This window comes from Azospirillum sp. B2RO_4 (assembly GCF_051124815.1).
In the GTDB taxonomy this organism is placed as follows: Bacteria; Pseudomonadota; Alphaproteobacteria; order Azospirillales; family Azospirillaceae; genus Azospirillum.
On sequence record NZ_CP118485.1, the window covers coordinates 2065461 to 2088080 of the forward strand.

At 68.9% G+C, this 22620-nt stretch carries 22 protein-coding genes; 17 read left to right on the plus strand and 5 right to left on the minus strand.

Translation table 11 applies throughout. From position 1 onward, the window contains the following. The first annotated feature begins 42 nt into the window (after positions 1-42). From rnr to egtB, 4 genes are all read left to right on the plus strand, one after another. Entirely contained in the window at positions 43-2199 is a 2157-nt protein-coding gene (rnr, locus tag PWS46_RS09830) for a ribonuclease R (protein WP_434614358.1), read from the plus strand. Between the two features lie 350 nt (positions 2200-2549). Next, complete coding sequence (locus tag PWS46_RS09835) at positions 2550-4130, plus strand: S41 family peptidase (protein WP_434614361.1); 1581 nt, start codon at positions 2550-2552, stop codon at positions 4128-4130. 168 nt (positions 4131-4298) lie between these two features. Continuing rightward, on the plus strand, positions 4299-4466 hold the full coding sequence (gene rpmG / locus PWS46_RS09840) for a 50S ribosomal protein L33 (protein ID WP_012974790.1): 168 nt from the start codon (positions 4299-4301) through the stop codon (positions 4464-4466). 233 nt (positions 4467-4699) lie between these two features. Beyond that, the gene (egtB, locus tag PWS46_RS09845; RefSeq protein WP_434614366.1) at positions 4700-6019 is read left to right on the plus strand and encodes an ergothioneine biosynthesis protein EgtB; all 1320 of its coding nucleotides are present in this window, start codon (positions 4700-4702) and stop codon (positions 6017-6019) included. On the opposite strand, the gene PWS46_RS09850 is transcribed toward egtB, so the two are convergent. Both PWS46_RS09850 and PWS46_RS09855 read right to left on the minus strand, forming a co-directional pair. Then, entirely contained in the window at positions 6016-7380 is a 1365-nt protein-coding gene (locus tag PWS46_RS09850; protein ID WP_434614369.1) for a PAS domain-containing protein, read from the minus strand. The two genes, egtB and PWS46_RS09850, sit on opposite strands and share 4 nt — an antisense overlap. 70 nt (positions 7381-7450) lie before the next feature. After that, on the minus strand, positions 7451-7642 hold the full coding sequence (locus PWS46_RS09855; RefSeq protein ID WP_434614372.1) for a hypothetical protein: 192 nt from the start codon (positions 7640-7642) through the stop codon (positions 7451-7453). Between the two features lie 367 nt (positions 7643-8009). Between PWS46_RS09855 and PWS46_RS09860 the strand changes: the two genes are divergently transcribed. The 9 genes from PWS46_RS09860 (at position 8010) to PWS46_RS09900 (ending at position 17033) form a co-directional block, all read left to right on the plus strand. Next, on the plus strand, positions 8010-8459 hold the full coding sequence (locus PWS46_RS09860) for a pilus assembly protein TadG-related protein (protein ID WP_085090008.1): 450 nt from the start codon (positions 8010-8012) through the stop codon (positions 8457-8459). Between the two features lie 122 nt (positions 8460-8581). Continuing rightward, a complete protein-coding gene (locus PWS46_RS09865; RefSeq protein WP_434614375.1) occupies positions 8582-8977 on the plus strand; it encodes a CidA/LrgA family protein in 396 nt (131 codons plus the stop codon). Then, entirely contained in the window at positions 8974-9696 is a 723-nt protein-coding gene (locus PWS46_RS09870; RefSeq protein ID WP_434614378.1) for an LrgB family protein, read from the plus strand. The genes PWS46_RS09865 and PWS46_RS09870 overlap by 4 nt, the downstream gene beginning before the upstream one ends. 413 nt (positions 9697-10109) lie before the next feature. Further along, a complete protein-coding gene (gene leuA / locus PWS46_RS09875) occupies positions 10110-11801 on the plus strand; it encodes a 2-isopropylmalate synthase (RefSeq protein ID WP_434614381.1) in 1692 nt (563 codons plus the stop codon). Positions 11802-12013: 212 nt separating this feature from the next. Then, entirely contained in the window at positions 12014-13000 is a 987-nt protein-coding gene (gene rfaD, locus PWS46_RS09880) for an ADP-glyceromanno-heptose 6-epimerase (protein WP_434614384.1), read from the plus strand. Between the two features lie 11 nt (positions 13001-13011). After that, a complete protein-coding gene (lgt, locus tag PWS46_RS09885; protein WP_434614387.1) occupies positions 13012-13833 on the plus strand; it encodes a prolipoprotein diacylglyceryl transferase in 822 nt (273 codons plus the stop codon). 22 nt (positions 13834-13855) lie between these two features. Continuing rightward, on the plus strand, positions 13856-14995 hold the full coding sequence (locus tag PWS46_RS09890) for a class I SAM-dependent methyltransferase (protein WP_434614390.1): 1140 nt from the start codon (positions 13856-13858) through the stop codon (positions 14993-14995). Positions 14996-15127: 132 nt separating this feature from the next. After that, on the plus strand, positions 15128-15895 hold the full coding sequence (gene pgeF, locus PWS46_RS09895) for a peptidoglycan editing factor PgeF (RefSeq protein ID WP_434614393.1): 768 nt from the start codon (positions 15128-15130) through the stop codon (positions 15893-15895). Between the two features lie 202 nt (positions 15896-16097). After that, positions 16098-17033: a ribose-phosphate pyrophosphokinase gene (locus PWS46_RS09900; protein ID WP_085090015.1), complete on the plus strand. Its 936-nt coding sequence runs from the start codon at positions 16098-16100 to the stop codon at positions 17031-17033. A gap of 156 nt (positions 17034-17189) precedes the next feature. Here PWS46_RS09900 and PWS46_RS09905 read toward each other — a convergent pair whose 3' ends face one another. Further along, positions 17190-17387 carry a helix-turn-helix domain-containing protein gene (locus tag PWS46_RS09905; protein WP_434614397.1) on the minus strand — a complete coding sequence of 66 codons (198 nt, stop codon included), beginning with the start codon at positions 17385-17387 and terminating at the stop codon, positions 17190-17192. A 93-nt stretch (positions 17388-17480) separates the two neighbouring features. Between PWS46_RS09905 and PWS46_RS09910 the strand changes: the two genes are divergently transcribed. After that, entirely contained in the window at positions 17481-18140 is a 660-nt protein-coding gene (locus PWS46_RS09910; RefSeq protein WP_434614400.1) for an XRE family transcriptional regulator, read from the plus strand. Between the two features lie 118 nt (positions 18141-18258). Further along, the gene (locus PWS46_RS09915) at positions 18259-18534 is read left to right on the plus strand and encodes a hypothetical protein (protein ID WP_434614403.1); all 276 of its coding nucleotides are present in this window, start codon (positions 18259-18261) and stop codon (positions 18532-18534) included. A gap of 6 nt (positions 18535-18540) precedes the next feature. Here PWS46_RS09915 and PWS46_RS09920 read toward each other — a convergent pair whose 3' ends face one another. Next, complete coding sequence (locus PWS46_RS09920; protein ID WP_434614406.1) at positions 18541-18930, minus strand: carboxymuconolactone decarboxylase family protein; 390 nt, start codon at positions 18928-18930, stop codon at positions 18541-18543. A 300-nt stretch (positions 18931-19230) separates the two neighbouring features. Between PWS46_RS09920 and PWS46_RS09925 the strand changes: the two genes are divergently transcribed. Further along, the gene (locus tag PWS46_RS09925; RefSeq protein WP_434619967.1) at positions 19231-20010 is read left to right on the plus strand and encodes a TorD/DmsD family molecular chaperone; all 780 of its coding nucleotides are present in this window, start codon (positions 19231-19233) and stop codon (positions 20008-20010) included. 174 nt (positions 20011-20184) lie between these two features. Continuing rightward, complete coding sequence (locus PWS46_RS09930; protein WP_434614409.1) at positions 20185-22308, plus strand: ATP-binding protein; 2124 nt, start codon at positions 20185-20187, stop codon at positions 22306-22308. On the opposite strand, the gene PWS46_RS09935 is transcribed toward PWS46_RS09930, so the two are convergent. Further along, the gene (locus PWS46_RS09935) at positions 22301-22540 is read right to left on the minus strand and encodes a hypothetical protein (protein ID WP_434614412.1); all 240 of its coding nucleotides are present in this window, start codon (positions 22538-22540) and stop codon (positions 22301-22303) included. The genes PWS46_RS09930 and PWS46_RS09935 overlap by 8 nt on opposite strands. Positions 22541-22620: the final 80 nt, after the last annotated feature.

Below are 22620 nucleotides of genomic sequence, written 5' to 3' on the forward strand. Positions count from 1 at the left end.
TATAGCCATACCAGCGACAAGAACCGACGGACCGCCCGCCCAGTGACCGACAGCCATTTCCCCAGCAAGGACGCCATCCTCGCCTTCATCCGGTCCAGCACCACCCCGGTGGGCAAGCGCGAGATCGCCCGCGCCTTCAAGCTGTCCGGATCGGCCGACCGCGAGACGCTGAAGGACCTGCTGCGCGAGTTGGAGGCCGATGGTGCGGTGGAGCGCGGCCGCAACAAGCGCATGGCCCCGCCGCAGGCGCTGCCCGCCGTCGCCGTGCTGCTGGTCACCGGCGCCGATGCGGACGGCGAGTTGTCGGCCCGCCCGCTGACCTGGACCGGCGAGGGCGACCCGCCACGCATCTTCCTGCTGCCGGAGAAGAGGTCACGGGGCGAGGACAAGCCGCTGGCCATCGGCGACACGCTGCTGGCGAAGCTCGCCCGCATCAACGACCGCCTCTATGAGGCCCGCGTCATCCGCCGCATCGACGGTGAGCGCGAGGGCCGCATCCTCGGCGTCTACCGGCCGAGCGCCGATGGCGGGCGCATCCACCCGACCGACCGCCGCCACAAGACCGAGTTCCTGGTGCTGCCGCCCAACCGCGGCGAGGCCGAGGCGGGTGACCTCGTCTTCGCCGACATCCTGCCGGCCGGGCGAGCCGGCCAGCCGCAGGCCCGCGTTGTGGAACGTCTCGGCTCCACCGACGAGCCGCGCGCCTTCAGCCTGATCGCCATCCACGCCCACGGCATCCCCACCGCCTTCCCGCATGCGGCATTGCGCGAAGCGGAACTGGCGGCGGTTCCGGCGCTGATGCAGCGCGAGGATCTGCGCGACATCCCGCTGGTGACCATCGACGGCGCCGACGCCCGCGACTTCGACGACGCGGTGTGGGCCGAGCCCGACACCGATCCGGAGAACCCGGACGGCTGGCACCTGATCGTCGCCATCGCCGACGTGTCCTATTACGTACGCCCCGGATCGGCGCTGGACCGGACGGCGTACGAGCGCGGCAACTCGGTGTACTTCCCCGACCGCGTCTTGCCGATGCTGCCGGAGGCGCTGTCCAACGGCCTGTGCTCACTCCGGCCGGGGGAGGATCGCGCCTGTCTGGCCTTCCACCTGTGGATCGACCGCAACGGTGTGCTGATCCGGCATCGGCTGGTCCGCGGACTCATGCGGTCAGCGGCGCGGCTGACCTATGAACAGGTGCAGGATTGCCACGAGGGCCGGCCGGACGAGGCAACGGCGACGCTGGCCGATGGCGTGATCGCCCCGCTGTTCGGCGCGTACGCCCGGCTGGCCGCCGCCCGCGCCAAGCGCGGCACGCTGGAACTGGACCTGCCGGAACGCCGGGTGCGGATCGACGAGCGCGGCCGGGTCGCCGAGATCGCCCGGCGTGAGCGCCATGACAGCCACCGGCTGATCGAGGAGTTCATGATCGCCGCCAACGTCGCGGCGGCGGAGGTGCTGGAAGGGCGCAGCATGCCCGGCCTCTACCGCATCCACGACCGCCCCTCGATGGACAAGATGGAGGCGCTGCGCGGCTTCCTGGCGGAGATCGGCCATCCGCTGGTCAAGAGCGCCGACCTGACGCCCAGCCACTTCACCCGCATCCTGCGCAAGGTGGAGGGCACCTCGCACGCGCCGCTGGTCAGCGAGGTGATCCTGCGCGCCCAGGCCCAGGCCGCCTACAGCCCGGACAACATCGGCCATTTCGGGCTGGCGCTGCACCGCTACGCCCATTTCACCTCGCCGATCCGCCGCTATGCCGACCTGATCGTCCACCGGGCGCTGATCCGCACGCTGGGGCTGGGCGTCGGCGGGCTGGACGACGAGACGCTGGGCCGGCTGGCGGAGATCGGCGAGCATCTGTCCGGCACCGAACGCCGCGCCGCCGCGGCGGAGCGCGACGCGGTGGACCGCTACACTGCCGCCTTCCTGGCCGACCGGGTGGGGGAACGCTTCAGCGGCCGCATCTCCGGCGTCAGCCGCTTCGGGCTGTTCGTCCGGCTGGACGAAAGCGGCGCCGACGGCCTGATTCCGGCCAGCAGCCTGCCCGACGACCGGTACGATCACGACGAGGCGGCACACGCGCTGGTGGGGCAGCGTACGGGGCGGACCTACCGCCTCAGCAGCCCGGTCAAGGTGGTGCTGGTGGAGGCCGATCCGGTCGGCGGCAGCACGCTGTTCAGGCTCGCCGACTCAGGCTGACGACCGGGGTGCCGCTGACGCCGTTGCATAATGGCAACGCTAGGACAATGTGGCCGAATCGTGGCCCGGCCAAGCTTTGGCCACATCCACACCATACCAGCGTGACCTTGGCGACACAGAATCGGACAATCCGCGACATTGTGGTGCGGCCCGCAATTTTGTCCCGCCCGACCTCCTGAACGAAGGTGTATCTATCACCCATCCGGGATCGGCAACATCCTCGTCCGGTCCGGCTGCAGGAAAGGGAGGCCGCGGTTCGCCCCATGGCCCAGTTCGATCACAACCTGTGCGACCACGGCGTGTGCGATCCGAATGCACCGCTCCGCGTTCTGCCTTTTCGAGTTTCCGCGATGTCGAACGCGGCGCGCCGCCTGGGCCGTTCGCTCCGCCATCTTGCGTTCCAGCTTCCCACCGCAGCCCTTTTCGCCACCACCGCCTTCGCCGGGCCACCGCAGGTCGCGATCGCCGCGCCGCCGCCCCCGGTGACGGAACAGGTCTTCACCGTCGGGTTCGGCAAGATCGCCGAGGTCTATCTGGACCCGGTTTCCTTCGACCGGCTCGGAATGGACGGGCTGAAGGGACTGAGCACCATCGATCCGTCGGTGACGGTGGAGCAGGCCGGCAACACCGTACGCCTGTACGTGTCGGGCGCGCTGGCGGCGGAATATGGCGCTGCGACGGATCGCGATGCCGCCGGCTGGGCCGCTCTGACCACCCGCATCATCGATCGCGCCCGCAGCCATTCGCCGACCCTGGCGAAGGCGACCCCGGAACGGCTGTATCAGGTTGTCTTCGACGGCGTCACCGCCGATCTCGACGGCTATTCCCGCTATACCGGCGTCCAGCGCGCCAGCAACGAGCGCGCCCAGCGCGAAGGTTACGGCGGCGTCGGAATTTCGCTGGACAGCGCCGCCAACGGCCGCGTGACCGTGCACGACGTCATGCCGCACAGCCCGGCCGAGCGCGCCGGCATCGTCGGCGGCGACCAGTTGCTGGCCATCGACGGCGACCTGACGACGCGGATGAGCGCGGCGGACATGCGCGAGCGTCTGCGCGGTCCCACCGGCACCCTGCTCACCCTCACCGTCGCCCGCGACGGCGGCGCGCCGCGTCGGCTGCCGCTCCGCCGCGAACGGGTGGTGCCGAACACCGTCACCTATTCCCTGTCCGGCGACGTCGGCATCGTCAAGCTCGACCGCTTCAACGCCACCACGGCCTCCAGCCTGCGCTCGGCGGTGACCTCCATCCGGATGACGGCCGGCCCGACGCTGCAGGGCATGGTTCTGGACCTGCGCGGCAATCCGGGCGGGCTGCTCGACCAGGCGGTCGCGGTCGCCGACCTCTTCATCCGCCGCGGCCGGATCATCTCCACCGAAGGGCGCAACCCCGAAAGCCGCCAGCGCTTCGACGCCAACCCCGATGACATGCTCGACGGGCTGCCGCTGGTGGTTCTGGTCGACGGCCGGTCCGCCTCCTCGGCCGAGGTGGTGGCGTCCGCACTGCAGGACTCCGGCCGCGCGGTGGTGGTGGGGGCGTCCAGCTACGGCAAGGGCAGCGTCCAGACGGTCAACCGCCTTCCCAACGACGGCGAGTTGTTCCTGACCTGGAGCCGCATCTACACGCCGGCCGGCTACACTCTGCATCGCCAGGGCGTACAGCCCACCGTCTGCACCAGCCGGCCCGGCCAGACCGATCCGGAGGCGCTGCTGTCCGACCTGCGCGAGGGACGGCTGCGCCCGGCGCAGATCGCCAGCTGGCGGTCCAAGGCTGCCGACGACGAGCATGCGCTGAACGCCCTGCGCGAAGCCTGCCCGTGGAAGGAGCATGAGCCGGAACTGGACCTGCAGGTCGCCATGCGGCTGCTGGCGGAGCCGGCGCTGTACCAGCGGGCGGTCGCCTCCGCGGTGGTCAACACCGTGGCGGAGCGCTGAGCGGGCCAGCAGGCGGCGGCGGGGCGGCGGCGCTGTGGCAATTGCCGTCGGACGCCGATTTCACCGCCCATAACTCTTGACATTGCGGCGTCAGACGGTATTTTCCGCCGCTACGACGCCGCCCCCGCCGGGCCGGCGGGGCACGGATTTTTTGTCGGGATCGAGATCATGGCCAAGCAGAACACCGTCCTCATCAAGCTGGTGAGCACGGCAGATACCGGTTTCTTCTACGTCAAGAAGAAGAACCCGAAGAAGACCACCGAGAAGCTGTCGTTCCGCAAGTACGACCCGGTGGCGCGCAAGCACGTCGAGTTCAAGGAAGCCAAGATCAAGTAAGGCTTGTCCGACACTGAGCTGTGCTTCGAATGAACAAGGCCGCCTTCCGGGCGGCCTTTTCGTTTTTGGGCCGGCGGCGCACGCACCACCCTGCATCCTCCACGCCTTTACTGATGCGGCGTCCTGTCGCAGCCGCTATTTGCGGTGACGCCAACACCACGGATGCATGCATTCCAAAAGAGGCGCTCCGGGTGGACACTCTCCGAAAGATTCGGATTTCGGAGGGACCGCCCGTGCCCGACACACATCCCATCCAGAGCGCCGAGCCTTCAGCCGAGGCATCAGCCGCTGAACGCCGGCAAGCCCTCGCCACCCGCTTCCAGAAGGCGCGCGCCCGCACCGCGGAGCTGGTCGCCACCCTGTCGCCCGAAGACCTGATGGTCCAGACGGTGGCGGACGGCGCGCCGGCGAAATGGCACCTCGCCCACACCAGCTGGCTGTTCGAGGTCGCGGTGCTGATTCCGTTCAGCCCCGGCTATCGGCCGGCCGACCCGGCCTTCCTCGACCTGTTCTCGGCCCGCACCGACGGAGGCCCCGCGCCTCCCCGCGTGCTGTCGCGTCCGACGGCGGCCGAGATCATGCGCCACCGCGACCAGATCAACGGCGCGGTGCTGCATTTGATCGACGCGCTGGACGAGTCGCTGTGGGACGCCGCCGAATCGGCGCTGATGATGGCCATCGCCCATGAACGGCGCCACCAGGAGCGGATGCTGCTGCACATCAAGCATGCCCTGTGGTGCAACCCGCTGCGCCCGGCCTATGAGCAGGCGCCGGACCACCCGCATCTGGGCGCCCCACCGGACGGCTGGCTGGAGCAGCCCGGCGGCCTCGTCGAGGTCGGCCGGCCGACGCCGCTGCCCGGTTTCGACCATGAGGGGCCGCGTCACCGCGTCTGGCTGGAGCCTTACCGGCTGGCCGCCCGCCCGGTCACCTGCGGAGAGTTCCTGGCCTTCATCGAGGCCGGCGGCTACAGCGACCGCTCGCTGTGGCTCACCGACGGGTGGGAGACCGCGCACGCCGAAGGCTGGAGCGCCCCGCTCTATTGGGAGCGCGGCGGCTTCGAATCCGGCGCCCGATGGCAGGTTTTCACCCTATACGGCATGCAGCCGCTCGACCCCGACCAGCCGGTCTGCCATGTCAGCTGGTACGAGGCCGACGCCTACGCCCGCTGGGCCGGCAAGCGCCTGCCGCGGGAGGCGGAGTGGGAGGCGGTCGCCGCCGGCTGCGACAGCATGGGCAATCTGCTGGGCACCGGCCACCGCCATCCGCGCGCCGGGACCTGCCACGGCACCGGCCCCTGGCAGATGTGCGGCGACGTGTGGGAATGGACCGGCGACGCCTTCCTGACATATCCCGGCTACCGTCGGCCCCACGGCGCGGACAAAGCCGTCCCGGATGAGGCGTTCAATGGCCGGCTTGCCGGCAACCGCATGGTCCTGCGCGGCGGCAGCTGCCTGACGCCCTTCGACCATGCCGGCCCCTGGACGCGACACTATCTGCGGCCGGAAACCCGGCTGTCGGTGAGCGGGTTCCGGCTGGCGGAGGATGCTTAAGGAGAGGCGTGTCCGATCGCACCGGCGGTCAGCGCCCGCGCCTGCCCCTGGGTGACGATTCCGCGCTCCGTCAGCCGGGACAGCAGCGCCACGGCCAGTTCGGCCTGGAACAGCGCCTCGCCCTGGGGGCCCTCCCCCTTATGGCCAATGCGCGGGTGACGGGGCACGCCGAAAGCCTCTGCCAACCGTTCCGGAGACGCGCCGGTCAAAACAGGGTCCAACGCCGCCGCCAACGCCCCTAGGTCCAGCGACGGCGGCAGCGACGGATCGGCGATACCGGCTTGGGCGGCCGAGCGCGCCAGGGCGGCAAGGCTCGCGTCGATGCCGATGCCGACGGCGATGCAGTTGTGCAGCGCATCCTGGATCGCCGGCCACACCGCGGCGAACGGGCGCTCCCCCGCCACCATGGCGGTACCGATGCCGTGACGGGCGGTCGCCTCGGCCGGGACGGGGTCGATCGGGTCGATCAGCACGGCGAGCGAGACAGTGGGGAAGATGCGCGATCCCACCAGCCGCACGGTGCCGACTGCGATCACCGGGCCGCTGTCCGGCTCCGCCCCCGCCGTCGCCACCCAGAGCGCGACGAAGGGCAGGGCCGCCAGCGGCTCCTCATCGCCGAGCGGGCCGGCGGCAGGGGCCGCCCGCAGGCTGAGCGTGCGCTTGCCGCTGAGCCCGGCGGCATGGGCCATGCCGCGGGCGGGGAAGGACAGGATCGCACCGGCGCTCAGGCCCAGATCGGCGATCCGCGCCGACAGTTCGCCCTCTTCGATCCGGCGCAGCACGGCGGTCACGGGAGCGCCGCCGCCGCGCGCCCGCTCCATCGCACGGGCCAGATCGTCGCGCAGCAGAGACTTGCCGATGTCTGCCCCCTCCTCCACCTCCAGCAGGCGTGCGGCGGCGGGGTTCAATTGCTCCACCCGCCCCAGATCGTCGAGGACCAACACGGGATCGCCGGTCAGCGCCAGCACCGCGCGCAAAGCCCGCTCCGCGCGGCCGCCCCCGAGCGGTCCACCCGCGAGAGGGCCGTCACCAAGTCCGCGTTCGCCGCCACGGGCCAGGTTCACCGCTTCGGCAAGACGTGCCAGCTCGCCGCTCCGTCCGCCGGAAATCGGTTCCAGTTCCACCCGGCTGCGGGTGCCGGACAGGCGGTCGGACAGCCGGTCGAGGTCACGGAAATGGCGCGACAGGCGGGAGAAGACGAACCAGACCGCCAGCAGACCCAGTCCGCAGACCGCCAGCCCGCGGGTGAAGGCGGTGCGGTTGTCGGCCGCCAATTGCGTGATTTCCACGCCAAGAAAGACCAGCGCGGCAGCGGCCACCGCCAGTCCAAGCATCACCACGCGCCAAACGCCGCCCTTCATCGGGCCGTCTCCCCGTCATTGCCTGCCGAGTCTAGCCGGCAGAACGGAAACGGAGAAGCCGCGCGCGTGTTCAGCGCGCCACGACCGCCGTCCGAGCGCCCTCCACCTGCGCCATAAGGCCGGCCAGCGCGCCGCGCACCTCGCTCGACAATCCGAACAGCAGCAGCGCCACCAGCGCAACCGCCAGCGCATGATCCAGAAGCGGCCGGGCTGGCCGGCGAGCCTCTGAACGGTAGCGGAATGGCATTTGGAAAAACGGCATCGCTGGCAGCTCCGGCATGGATCAAGGCATCTGGGCGCCAGCCTACCGACGAAGAAGACGAACGAACCTTTAACGACGCCCGATTGAAGGCCGGTTGCCTCGCTTTTGTCTCGGGTCCATTTCGAATCTGGGGGATTTTCAAAGTCGAGGCTGCGCTCTCCACCCGCTGTGAAGGGCTCTACCCTTTGTAGGCACCATCGCAAATTTGAGTTACCGCCTTTGCGTAAAATACATTGCAATTTGCGACGCGATTTTTGCTGTGCTTTTGCTGCATTTCCTGGTTTGCCTGCTTGTCGGATGATGCTAAGAGTAATGCATCCAACCAAAACACTCCTTTCTGCATAGGCAATTGCTTAGGAGGCCGGCAATGACTTTGGTCTATCGTCCCCTGCCCTATGGCGGGCACGAAGACCGGCGGACGGGCCGCCACCTGCTTCTGGTGGTCGCCCTGATCCTCGCCATTCCGACCGCTTTGGGCGCCGGCTGCACCGTCGATGCCCTGCGCAGCTATGCGGTGGAGGCACGGCTGTCACAGGCCGTCGATGCCGCCGCCCTGGCCGGCGGCCGCGTGATGTTCGATTCGCAACGTGACGGCCACATCCGCAGTTTCTTCGACAAGGCCTTCCCCAACGGCTTCTTGGGATCGCACCTGTCGCCGCTGACCATCGCCGAAGATGCGGCGGCCGGCACGCTGACGGTCAGCGCCCACGCCACCGTCAACGCCATCTTCCTGCGCCTGTTCGGTAAGAAGGAAGTGACGGTGGAAGCCCAATCGGTCGTCCGCCGCGGTCTGCACGCCCGCACCAAGCTGCAATAACTCCCTTTCATTCCGGTCAGCTTCATCGCCGATTCGCGAGGCTCGCATTCGCGGAATGCAGCCCGGCGCCTTCGCAACTGCGGTAGAAGGGACGCACAGCGCCCCTTCCACCGGAGTCCGCGATGCTCGGAACCCTGACGCTCCTGCTGCTCTGCCAACTGGCCGGCGAGTTGGCCGCCCGTCTGCTGCACCTGCCGGTCCCCGGCCCGGTTCTGGGCATGCTGCTGCTGTTCGCCGGCCTGCTGCTGCGCGGCGGCGTGCCGGCCGCGATCCAGGACACGGCCGGCGGGCTTCTGCGTCACCTGTCCCTGCTGTTCGTGCCGGCCGGTGTCGGGGTCATGGTCCATGTCACCCGCCTGGAGACGGAGGCTCTGCCGATCGTGATCGCCCTGTTCGGCAGCACGCTGTTCGGTATCGCGGTGACCGCCAAGCTGATGGCCTTCCTGCTGAGCCGCAGCGAGCCGCGGTTGGAGGAGGAATCGGCAGCCGTCAATCCGGCGAAGGGAGACCGGACATGAGCGCCGATCTCCACCAGATCTGGGTCTATCTGTCGGCAAGCCCGCTGGCGGGGCTGACGCTGACGCTTGTCGCCTACCAGATCGGCCTGTGGGTGTTCGAGAAGCTGGGCCGGCGCCCGGTGCTGAACCCGGTGCTGATCGCCGTCGTCCTGATCGCCGGCACGCTCGGCCTGTCGGGCATCGATTACCGCACCTATTTCGACGGCGCGCAGTTCGTCCATTTCCTGCTCGGCCCGGCCACGGTGGCGCTCGCCGTCCCGCTCTACAACCAGTTCCAGGAGGTGCGCCGTTCCGCCCTGGCGCTGGTGGTGGCGTTGCTGGTTGGGTCGGCGGCGTCGGCGCTCAGCGCGGTGGCGCTGGTCTGGCTCTGCGGCGGCACCAGGGTGACGATCCTGTCGATGGCGCCGAAATCCGTCACCTCGCCCATCGCCATGGGCGTGTCGGAGCAGATCGGCGGCCTGCCGTCGCTGACCGCGGTGTTCGTCATCATCACCGGCATCGTCGCCGCCAGCCTCGGCACCTGGGTGCTGAACCTTGTCCGGGTCAAGGACTGGCGCGCCCGCGGCTTCGGAATGGGGGTGGCGGCGCACGGCATCGGCACCGCCCGCGCCCTGCAGGTCAACGAGGTGGCCGGCGCCTTCGCCGGGCTGGGCATGGGGCTGAACGGGCTGGCGACGGCGCTGCTGCTGCCGACGCTGTACCATTTGATCTGGGGCTGATCCGGAGCTGACGGCGGCAATGGTTGGTGCATCCCGCAGTCCGATCTTCGCCAATCCGGGCTTGACAGCCATGCCGCACCTGCGCACAGTGCGCCCCATGAACACCATCGACCGCAAGAACGCCCTTCTTCGACTTCTCGGCCCGGCGCTTTAAGCGTCCGGGTTTGTCGCGTTCTCATCCCGTTTCCATCGGTCGAAGTGTCTGTTCCATGAGCGATGTTTGCAAAGGCGCCGGCACCGGCGTCGCCCGGCAGGGGCCGGGACTGCGACTTACCGACGGTCGCTGAGCCACTTCCGGCGGCTCCGCGGCCGTACCCCTCGCCGGTCCCTCCGCCTTTCAAATTCCGATCCGCCCCTCCCGGCCGCACAGAAGACCTGGAGCGGCGGAGCCGCCACTGGAGCCGAACGACGTCATGAGCACCGCGACCAACATCCCGACCCTGCCGAAGTCTCCGTCCAAATACGCCCCCTTCCCCCAGGTGAAGCTGACCGACCGCCAATGGCCGTCTCGCACCCTGGACAAGGCGCCGATCTGGTGCTCCGTCGACCTGCGCGACGGCAACCAGGCGCTGATCGAGCCGATGGGGCCGGACCGCAAGCGCGCGATGTACGACCTGCTGCTGCGCATGGGCTTCAAGGAGATCGAGGTCGGCTTCCCCGCCGCCTCGCAGACCGATTTCGATTTCTGCCGCGAGGTGATCGAGCAGGGCAAGATCCCCGACGGCGTCACCATCCAGGTGCTGACCCAATCGCGCGAGGAGTTGATCCGTCGCACCTTCGACGGCATCAAGGGCGCCAAGCGCGCCGTCGTCCACCTGTACAACTCCACCTCGGAGCTGCAGCGCCGCGTGGTGTTCGGGCTGGACCGCCAGGGCATCATCGACATCGCCGTCGCCGGCACCAAGCTGATCAAGCAGTTGGCCGCCGAGACGCCGGAGACCGAAATCGTCCTGCAATACTCGCCGGAAAGCTTCACCGGCACCGAGCTGGATTTCGCGGTCGAGATCTGCGAGGCGGTGATGGAGACCTGGGGAGCGTCGCCCACCAACAAGGTCATCCTGAACCTGCCGGCCACGGTCGAGATGTCGATGCCGAACGTGCATGCCGACCAGATCGAGTGGTTCTGCCGCACCCTGAAGAACCGCGAATCGGCGATCATCTCGCTGCACCCGCACAACGACCGCGGCACCGGCGTCGCTGCGGCGGAGATGGGGCTGCTGGCCGGTGCCGACCGCGTCGAAGGCACCCTGTTCGGCAACGGCGAGCGCACCGGCAACGTCGACGTCGTCACGCTGGCGCTGAACATGTTCACCCAGGGCGTCGATCCGGAACTGAACATCGACGACATCAACGAGATCGTCCGCATTTCCGAATACTGCACGCAGTTGCCGGTCCATCCGCGCCACCCCTATGCCGGCGAACTGGTGTTCACCGCCTTCTCGGGCTCGCACCAGGACGCCATCAACAAGGGTCTGAAGGCGCTGACCAAGTCCAACACCGGCAAGTGGGAGGTCCCGTACCTGCCCATCGACCCGCAGGATCTGGGCCGCAGCTATGAGGCGGTGATCCGCATCAACAGCCAGTCCGGCAAGGGCGGCATCGCCTATGTGCTGGAGAAGGATTACGGCCTGCAGATCCCGCGCCGCCTGCAGATCGAGTTCTCCAAGGTGGTGCAGCGCGTCGCCGACGAGACCGGCAAGGAGCTGTCGCCCGCCGACATCCATGCCGCCTTCAAGGCCGAGTATCTGGACGCCGACAGCCCGCTGGAACTGGTCGAGCATTCGACCGAGCCGCGCGGTCCGAACTCCGGCGCCCGCGCCATGAGCGTGGTGATGCGCCGCCACGGCGAGATCATCACCACCAAGGGCAAGGGCAACGGCCCGATCGACGCCTTCCTGGACGCCCTGCGCCAGGGCTGCGGCACCGATCTGCACGTCGTCGACTACCGCGAGCACGCCATCGGCTCCGGCGAGGATGCCCAGGCCTGCGCCTATGTCGAGGTGAAGACCGGCGACAGGACGCTGTTCGGCGTCGGCATCGACGCGGATATCGTAACCGCCTCGCTGCGGGCGCTGGTGAGCGCGGCCAACCGGGCGGCGCGGTAAGGTTCTGGCTTCGATACCCCCACCTAGCCTCCCCCGCTGGGCGGGGGAGGGACTGCCGCCACTCTCCCGTTTCAGCACTTGCCTCCTCCCCCGCCCAGCGGGGGAGGATTGAGGTGGGGGCATCGCCAGCCTGCACGCCCCCAACCTTGCCCCCACCGCCCCACCCGCCTATAAGTCCCCACGAAACGCGTCGAGCAACAGCGGACAGCGCTATGATCGTGGTCACCGGCGGGGCCGGCTTCATCGGGTCCAACCTTGTCGCGGCATTGGCTGCGCGCGGCATCACCGACGTGGCGGTCGTCGACCGCTTCCGCGACGGCGAGAAATGGCAGAACCTCGCCAAGCGCGAGGTCGCGGCGCTGGTGCCGCCGGAGCAGACGCTGGCCTTCCTCGACCAGCATGCCGCCGAGATCGACACCGTCTTCCATCTCGGCGCCATCTCCGCCACCACCGAGCGGGACGTCGACAAGATCGTCGCCAACAATGTGGCCCTGACGCTGGACCTGTGGCGCTGGTGTTCGTGGCGCGGCTGCCGGCTGATCTACGCTTCCTCCGCCGCCACCTATGGCGACGGCTCCGCCGGATTCGACGATGACGGCTCCTGCGACGGGCTGGCGCGGCTGCGGCCGCTGAACGCCTATGGCTGGTCCAAGCTTCTGGTCGACCGCCGCATCGCCCGCGCCGTCGCCGGCGGCGATCTTGTGCCGCCGCAATGGGCCGGGCTGAAGTTCTTCAACGTCTACGGCCCCAACGAAGCCCACAAGGGCGACATGATGAGCGTGGTCGCCAAACTGCATCCGCAGCTGACGGCCGGCAATCCGGCGCGCCTGTTCAAGTCGCACAAGGATGGTTTCGAGGATGGCGGCCAGCTGCGCGACTTCATCCATGTCGACGACTGCGTCGCGGTGATGCTGTGGCTGTACGACCATCCGGAGGTCAGCGGCCTGTTCAACGTCGGCACCGGCAAGGCGCGCAGCTTCAAGGACCTCGCGCTGGCGACCTTCGCCGCCCTGGGGCTGCCTCCCCGGATTGAGTACTTCGACATGCCTGAGCATCTGCGCGGCAAATACCAATATTTCACGCAGGCGACGACGGATCGCCTGCGCGCCGCCGGGTTCGACCAGCCCTTCACCGAGCTGGAAGAGGGTGTCCGGCGCTATGTGCAGGATTTCCTGTCGCAGCCCGACCCGTACCGCTGACCGGAGTCCCCATGTTCGCCACCCTGCCAGTCGTTGCCTTTCCCACCATCGATCCGGTCGCCATCGCCGTCGGCCCGATCGTCGTCCGCTGGTACGCGCTGGCCTATCTGGCCGGCTTCGTGCTGGGCTGGCGCTACTGCATGGGGCTGGCGCGGCTCGACCCGGAACTGCGGCCGAAGCCGGAGGAGTTCGACGACTTCCTGACCTGGGCGGTGATCGGCACCATTCTGGGCGGGCGGATCGGCTATGTGCTGTTCTACAACCTGCCCTACTACATGGAAAACCCGCTGGACGCCCTTCAGGTCTGGCATGGCGGCATGTCCTTCCATGGCGGCATGATCGGCGTGCTGACGGCCATCGGGCTGTTCTGCTGGCGCCGCGGCATCTCGCCCTTCGTCTTCGGCGACATCATCGCCGCCTGCGCGCCCATCGGGCTGTTCTTCGGCCGCATCGCCAACTTCATCAACGGCGAGCTGTATGGCCGGCCGGCTCCGGATTTCGCCTATGCCATGGTGTTCCCGCGCGACCCGCTGCAGGTGCCGCGCCATCCCAGCCAGCTCTATGAGGCGGCGCTGGAAGGCGTGGTGCTGTTCATCCTGCTGGCGATCGCCATCCGTACCCCGGCGCTGCGCCACCGGCCGGGCACGGTCGGCGGGCTGTTCCTGATCGGCTACGGCCTGTCGCGCATCACCGTGGAGTTCTTCCGCGAGCCCGACCCGCAGCTGGGCTTCCTGTTCGCCGGCGCCACGATGGGACAGCTGCTGTCGCTGCCGATGCTGGCGATCGGGCTGTGGCTGGTCGTCCGCGGCCGGCGCCACGCCATCCCGGCCTGACAAAATGGCCGGTTCCGACGTCATGCCGGATGACGAAAGCGCCGCCCCGGACAGTCTGGCCCGCCTGCTGGCCCGCCGGATCATGATGGACGGGCCGATCAGCGTCGGCACCTTCATGGCGGAGGCGCTGGGCCATCCGCGTTTCGGCTACTACATGCGGCGCGATCCGTTCGGCAGCGGCGGCGATTTCACCACCGCGCCGGAAATCAGCCAGATGTTCGGCGAGTTGGTCGGGCTCTGGTGCGTCGACACATGGGCGCGGCTGGGCGGCCCCGGCCCCTTCCATCTGGTGGAGCTGGGTCCCGGCCGCGGCACGCTGATGGCCGACGTGCTGCGGGCGGCGGCGGTGCTGCCGCTGTTCCGCGACAATGCCGTCGTCCATCTGGTGGAGACCAGTCCGGCCTTGCGCGACCGCCAGCGCCAGACGCTGCAGCCGATCCTGGGCGACTCGGTCCAGTGGCACGACCGGCTGGAGGATGTGCCGGACGGCCCGACCATCCTGATCGCCAACGAATTCTTCGACGCCCTGCCGATCCGTCAGGTGCAGAAGACCAACCATGGCTGGTTCGAACGGCTGGTCGACATCGACCCCGACAGCACGGAAGGCGAGCCGCGATTCCGCTTCGTGTTGGAGGCCTTCGGCAGCTCCGGCAGCCGGCTGGTGCCTGATGCCATTCGCAACGCGCCCGACGGCAGCGTGGTCGAGGTCTCCCCCGCATCGCAGGCGGTGGCGCGGCTGATCGGCTCCCGACTGGCCGCCGCGCCCGGTGCCGCGCTGGTGATCGACTATGGTTATGCCCAGGGTCCGGCGGTCGGCGACACGCTGCAGGCGATGCGCCGCCATGCCTATGCTCCCGTGCTGGAGGCGCCGGGCGAGGCCGACCTGACGGCCCATGTCGATTTCGCCGGCATCGCCGCGGCGGCGCGCGACGGCGGCGCCCAACCCTTCGGCCCGGTGGAGCAGGGGGAATGGCTGACCCGGCTGGGCATCCGCCAGCGGGCTTCCGCCCTGTCGGACAAGGCCAGCCCGGCCCAGGCGCAGGACATCCGCGGCGCGCTGGACCGCTTGATCGATCCGGCGCAAATGGGCAGGCTGTTCAAGCTGGTCGCGCTCGCCACGCCCGGAGCCTTCGCCGACGCCAACCCGCCGGCCGGCTTCTGATCAATAAGCGACGAAACCGGTTAGAGACACCGCACGATAACCGCCACAAACACAATCCTGGCGGACCGTGCATAGCGGCCCCCTGCCCCGTCGGGCATGCGGGAGGCCAAAGAACAGGGAAGGACGGCGTTCGTGATCACACTCGGCGCGCTGAACGACATCACCCACATCCGCCACGCCTTTTTCACCCGCACCGGCGGGGTGTCCACCGGACTCTACGCCTCGCTGAACTGCGGGCTGGGGTCAAACGACTCCGCTGCGGCCGTGCATGAGAACCGCGCCCGCGCCGCAGCGCGGATGGAGGTGGAGCCCGGCAACCTCATCACCTGCCATCAGGTCCACAGCCCGACCTGCGTCGTGGTGGAGGAACCCTGGACGCCCGAGACGGCGCCGAAGGCCGACGCCATGGCCACCCGCCAGTCGGGGATCGCGCTGGGCATCCTGACCGCCGACTGCGCGCCCGTACTGTTCGCCGACAGCAAGGCGCGGGTGATCGGCGCCGCCCATGCCGGCTGGAAGGGCGCCAAGGCCGGCGTCGTCGAGGCGACCGTCGCCCGCATGGTGGAACTGGGCGCCAAGCCGAACCGGATCGTCGCCTGCATCGGCCCCTGCATCGCCCAGCGCTCCTACGAGGTCGGGCCGGAGTTCCCCGCCCCGTTCGAGGAGGAGGACCCGCGCAACCGCGACTATTTCGCCCCGGCCCGCAAGCCCGGCCATTTCCTGTTCGATCTGGCCGCCTATATCACGCGCCGGCTGGGCGATTCCGGCGTCACGGTGATCCAGCGCTGTCCCAACGACACGGTGGCGGAGGAGGACCGCTTCTTCAGCTACCGCCGGTCCTGCCTTCGGGGCGAATCGGATTACGGCCGCGGCCTTTCGGCCATCGTCCTGCAGACCTGAACCGGCCCGAACGGGCAACCGCCGGGGCCATCGTCATGCCGCCCGCGCAGGGCGGCATTCCCCAATGGGGAAAGACCCGACCGTCATGGAACGTTTACATGGGCCCGACCCTTTGTTATGGTCCGCCCCGTTTTCAAGGGGCGACGGCGCGCAAGCGGCGAACGTGCCTTGAGCCGTTTCCCTGCAAAGAGAGCCGACCCCGATGAAGGTGCTTGCCGGCAACAGCAACCGTCCGCTGGCCGAGGCGATCTCCACCTGTCTCGGCGTGCCGCTGACGAAAGCGAGCGTGCGCCGTTTCTCCGACATGGAGGTGTTCGTCGAGATCCTGGAGAACGTGCGCGGCGAGGACGTGTTCGTCGTCCAGTCGACCTCGGCTCCGGCCAACGACAACCTGATGGAACTGCTGGTGACGATCGATGCGCTCCGGCGCGGGTCGGCCCGGCGCATCACGGCGGTCATCCCCTACTACGGCTACGCCCGGCAGGATCGCAAGACCGGCCCGCGCACGCCGATCTCGGCCAAGCTGGTCGCCAACCTGATCACCCAGGCCGGCGCCAACCGCGTGCTGACGATGGACCTGCATGCGGGTCAGATCCAGGGCTTCTTCGACATCCCCACCGACAACCTGATGGCCGCCCCGGTCTTCGAGAAGGACATCCGCCAGTCCTTCGAGAACATCGGCGAGGTCACCATCGTGTCGCCGGACGTCGGCGGCGTGGTGCGCGCCCGCGCACTGGCCAAGCGCCTGGATGCCGATCTGGCCATCATCGACAAGCGGCGCGAGCGCGCCGGCGTGTCGGAGGTGATGAACATCATCGGTGACGCCAACGGGCGCCGCTGCATCCTGATCGACGACATCGTCGACTCGGGCGGCACGCTGTGCAACGCCGCCGTCGCGCTGATGGAAGCCGGCGCCAAGTCGGTCCACGCCTTCTGCACCCACGGCGTCCTGTCCGGCGGTGCGGTCGCCCGCGTCGCCGTCTCGCCGCTGGAGCAGCTGGTCACCACCGACAGCATCCAGGCGACCGAAGCGGTGCGCGTGTCGCGCAACATCCGCCAGCTGACCATCGCCCCCCTGCTCGCCGAAGCGATCATGCGCATCAGCGAGGAGCGGTCGGTGTCGAGCCTGTTCTCGTAACAGCCGCAGCTTCACAGGAAAGGCCCTTTCCCGTCGGGAAGGGGCCTTTTTTGTTGCGTGCCTATAAGCCCCCTCCCTAACCCTCCCCCGCACTTGCGCTTAACTCCCTCTCCCGCAATGCGGGGGAGGGTCGGGGGGGGCAAAGCGCTGTTGCCTTCACCCCGACCCTAGCCCATGGAAATCGTTCGCCGTCACCTGCCCACCGGTGGCAGCGGCGATGCGGGCCATCACGGCAGGACGGGGAACGCGGCGACCATGGCGGTAGCGGTTGACCGTGGCCTGGCTCGTCCCGATCAGGGCGGCAAAGGCCTCTTCCTTGGTTGCGGTCCGGGTGAGCCAGTCGTCGAGCGTCATACCGCAATGGTTTAGACCAAGCCGGCTTCTGCGCGCAACTGGATTTATGCCGCAGTTATGGACTTTCCAAAGCCGTTTTGGTATGAACGGCCCATGACCACAATGCGTGAACTGCGGCAGGCCGCCGGGCTGAGCCAGGAGAAGCTGGCCGAACTGGCGGGCACCTCCCAGCCCCAGATCAACAAGCTGGAGACCGGCCAGCGCAAGATGACCGTCGATTGGGCGGTCAAGCTCGCCCGCCCGCTGGGGGTGGAACCGGCGCACCTGCTCGGCCTCGATATGCCGGCGGCTCCCCCGGCGGCGCCCCGCCCCACCCGTCCGGCGCTTGCGCCGCTGCTCCGCACGGCACCGGTTCCGCAGGCGCAGGCCGCCGCCTCGATGCCGGTGCGGGCGGCGGCGCGCGGCGGGGTCGATCAGGAAATGTTCCTGGAGGATGGCCCCATCGACTGGATCGCGCGGCCCGATTACCTGAAGAACGCCCGCGATCCCTACGCCATGTATGTGGTCGGCGAGTCGATGATGCCGCGCTTCCGTCCGGCCCAGCTTCTGCACGTCAACCCGCACAAGCCGCCGGCGCCTGGGGCCGGCGTCGTGGTGGTCAAGCGCAACAAGGCGGTGCTGGTGAAGGAGTTCGTGCGCCGCAGCCCCGACGCAGTGGTCCTGCGCGAATACAGGCCTGCCGACCGCGAGTTCGCGGTGGCGCTGGAGGACCTCGACACCCTGCACACGGTGGTCGGCCTGCAGGAGCCCTGACGCCCATACCGTTTCGGCATCGACTTTCGGTCGCAAAATAAGTCCAAAATGGATTATTCCTTGCTCATCGCATCGCCGGGCAGTCCGGCGGGCCGCAGCCGATCAAGGAGACTTGGCCATGCCCCAGCCCTATCCCCGCTTCCACCCCGGCCCGTCGGCCGGTCGGCTCGACAGCTTCAGCGAGCGCGGCGCCCGCGAACTGGCCCGCCGCATCCGTACCGCCTGGGCCAACATCGGTTGGGACGTCGAGGTCCGGGTGGAGCGCATCGCCAGCGAGGAGTTGGGCGACGGCCGCAGCATCGCCCATTTCATCGTCCGCAGCGACCTGATCAACGGCATGCCGCAGCGCCGTCTGGACGGGGCGGCGGCACGGGCGCTGCCGCGCGCCGCCTGACCCGGATCATTTCAGCCGCTCGTCCAGGTCCACCTGATAGCCGACGGCGAGGCGGTTGGTCTCGTTCGCCATGCCCACCACCGCCATCAGTTCGCCGAACTGCGCGTCGGTCATGCCCAGCCGGCGCGCCGCCGCCTCGTGCGAGCGGATGCAGTATTGGCAGTTGTTGGTGACGCTGACCGCGACGAAGATCATCTCCTTCACCAGCGGGTCCAGCGCGCCGGGGGCCATCACCTCCTTCAGGCTGTCCCAGGTCCGCGCCAGGGTCGGCGGGTGGTGGGCGATCATCTTCCAGAAATTGTTGACGTCGGGAACATCGCGCGTCGCCTTGATGTCGTCGTAGACGGCGCGCACCTCCGGTGCGGCATCGGCCTGTTCGATGGGGGGAAGCGGCATGGCGGCGGGACCTCCTGCTTGGGTTCGGTTCCTGCGATAAGGCCGGACATCGTGTCGCAAGGCAACCGCCGGTCTATGCCTTTCCCCGTTCAATCGGCCACATTGACCAATGCTTGCCCCCCTGGTAGTAGAGACTTGCAACAGATCGCGCAAACGTTCGGACGATGTTCCGGCCGCAAGCGGCGGCACCGCAAGACTTCCATAAGACACGAAATCCATTCGTGCAGCGTTCCCATGCGGCCCGGTCCCGGCACTCTCGCCCGATCCGGCCCGACTGCCGGGAGGAACAGCGTGCAGAGCATGGTTCTGGAAACCCTGTCACCGCCCCGCCAGGACGGGGTCTCCGTCACGGACGGTACCGGGGCCGGCACCGGGACCGGCGGCCTGGATCCGGCTGCCGTCGCCGACGGCCTGCGCCTTCTCGCCCACCTGCATGCCGAAGAGCCGACGCCCGCCCTGCTGGAGATGCTGCGCAACGCCCCGGTCGCCCGCGGCCCCCTGGCTCTAGACCGCGACGACGCCCTGCAGGCCGCCGCCCTGGTCGACGAGGTGGTGAGCGACCTGCCGGCGCGGATCACCCGCCGCAGCCTCGCCCCGCTGGCTGCCGATTTCGCCACCATCCACCGGACAGGCGAGCTGCGCGCCTGCCCGACCGAAGGCCCCTGGCTGGACGAGGAGTTGCGGGCCGATGCCGCCGCCTCCCTGGCACGCTGGCGGATCGGCCTTGAGACGGCATTGCGGCAGCCGCCGCTCGACCGGCTGCCGGACGACCATGTCGCCACGGAACTGGTGATGCTGGCGGAGTTGCTCGGCCGCGACCGCATGATCGATGCCGTCCGCTTTCTCGACCGTCATCCGCTGCGCTGGGTTCCCGATTTCTGCAGCCGGGTAGCCACCCGCTGCCGGGAGCCATTCTTCGCCGGCATCGCCATCCTGACCAACGCGCTGCTCGACGATCTTCGCGACCGGCTCGGCGAATCCTGCGGGCTGCCGCGGCCGGCCGAGGATGGATGCGATGTCCGCCGCCGCCGCCGCTGGACCGAGGGCCGCTTTCCCCGCGCCTGCACCTGCGACCCCTGACGCCTCCGGCGGCGTCCTGCCGTAAAGTCTGAGTTGCCCGGCCTCAGATGCTTGGGCCATGGTGACCGGGGCGGGCTTCGCTCTGCCGGCGCGGGCCGGCACGGTCCATTTCCTTGGCAATGGGTGGTGATGCCCTTTCGCAGCTTCGACCGTCGCACCGACCGCAGGGGATCCTTGCGCCTCCTGCGCCTCCTCCTGGCGGTGTCGGTCGCCCTGCCGCTGGTGCTGTTCGCCGGCATCGGCTGGCGGGAGCGGTGGGAGGCCCAGGAGGAAGCCGAACGGAACAGCCACAAGAACGCCCTGATCCTGCATGAGCATGTGCTGAAGGTGTTCGACACCATGGCCCAGGTGCTGGACCGGGTGGACGAGCGCATCCACGGCCGCAGCTGGCGCGAGATCGCCGAGTCGGAGTCGCTGCACCAATATCTGCGGGCGCTGAAAGGCGAACTGGACCAGATCGGCGCCATCGGGCTGACCGATCCGGATGGGGTCGTGCGCAATTCCAGCCTCGTCTTCCCTTCGCGCAAGACCTATGTCGGCAACCGGGCGGATTTCCGGGAACAGCGGGAACAGGACTCCGGGCTGCTCATCGCCGGCCCGGTCGCCGATCCCGCCACCGGCAAGCCCAGCTTCGGCATCAGCCGGCGCCGCAGCGGTCCCGGCGGTCCGGACGGCAGCTTCGACGGGATGATCGCCGCCATCGTCAATCCCGACTACTTCTCCAGCTTCTACCGGCAGGTCATCGGCGACGAGGGAGAGTCCATTTCGCTGGTCCGCGAGGACGGCGCGATCCTGATGCGCTACCCCACCCTGGACCCGTCACGACCAACGGCGGCGCTGCCCACCCTGCCCGCCGACCGCGGCCTGCGTGCCGAGATCGGCAGACATCCGAACGAGGGGATCTTCCGCACCGGGCGCAGCCATGTGCAGGGACTGTCGCGCGTGTTCGCCTACAAACGGGTCGGCGATTTCCCGGTCTATGTCGTCTATGGGCTGGACGAGGCGCAGATCGCCCGCTCCTGGTGGCGGAACATGGCGCTGGACGGCGCTTTCGTCGCCCCGGCGACATTGGCGCTGGCGCTGATCGCCTGGCTCGCCTACAGCCGCGCCGCCTCCGAAAGTGCCGCGGTCCGGCGCTGGGCGGACGAGGTGCGCAACCGTGAACGGCTGGAGGAAGCACTGCGCCAGAGCCAGAAGATGGAGGCGCTGGGCCAGTTGACCGGCGGTGTGGCGCATGACTTCAACAACCTGCTGACCGCCGCGCTTGCCAACCTTCATCTGATGTCCCGCCATCTGCCGGACGAAGGCCAGCGTTTCCTGGCCGGGGCGCGAACCGCGCTGGACCGGGCGGAGAAGCTGACCCGGCAACTGCTGTCCTTCTCGCGGCAGGACGCCGTCAACCCGGCGGTGGTCGATCTGGGTGACAGCCTGCGCCGGATGGCCGACCTGCTGGAGCGGTCGGTCCGCGCCGACATCGCCCTGGAGTGGGACATCGCCCCGTCGCCGATGCCGATCGCCGTCGATCCGGTGCAGTTGGAAATGGCGGTCCTGAACCTCGTGCTGAACGCCCGCGACGCCATGCCCGGCGGCGGCCGCATCCGCATCTCCGCATCCCCCGGGCCGGAGCCGCGCACCGCCCGCATCGCGGTTTCCGATACCGGGGCCGGCATGCCGCCGGAGGTGATGGCCCGCGCCTTCGATCCCTTCTTCACCACCAAGGGCGTCGGCAAGGGGACGGGGCTCGGGCTGTCGATGGTCTACGGCTTCGCCCGCCAGTCGGGCGGCGTCGCCGCCATCGACAGCCGGCCGGGCGAGGGCACCTGCGTCCGCATCGACCTGCCGCTGACCGACCTGCGGCCGGCAGAACCGCCACCGGCCCCGGCGGCCGTGGCGGCGGACCTGCGCCAGCTGCGCATCCTGGTGGTGGAGGACAATCCGCTGGTGCTGATGGCGACCGTCGAGGGGCTGGCACAGGAGGGATTCGCGGTGGAGACCGCTGAGGACGGGGTGTCGGCCCTGGCGCTGCTGGAGACCGACCGGAATTTCGATCTGGTGGTGTCGGACGTCGTCATGCCGGGCGGCGTCTCCGGCATCGACCTTGCCCGCCAGATCCGCGAACGCTGGCCGCAACTGCGCGTGCTGCTGGCGTCCGGCTACAGCCCGGAGTCGCTGGCCACCATGGGCGCCGACACCGCGTCCGTTCTGGCCAAGCCCTTCAGCCCAGACCAGTTGGCGGCCCGCATCAGATCGCTGGTGCGGGCCGATGCCGGATCGGCGCGGCCCGACGGAGTCACGTAAGCGCGCTGAGGAACATCGGCGTCCACATCGCCATGCACCAGACGAGACCAAGGCACAGGCCGCGGGTCAGATCGTCGAAGGTCGGCTGCTCCAGACGGTTCAGCTTCCACATCGCGTTCAGTTCACCCGGCGTCGGCGCCCGTTCGGAAGACTCGGCATCGGAACCGGCGGCGCGGCAATCGGTCGGTTCACGGCTTGCGGCTGCGCGCCGTTCAGGGTCGCGTGACAGCATGGCTGGGCCTCGCATCGATAGCGGAATGCCCAACAAGTTTGTGGCTGCTGCCGCTGCCGGCCACCCTCTCTTCCGTCAGC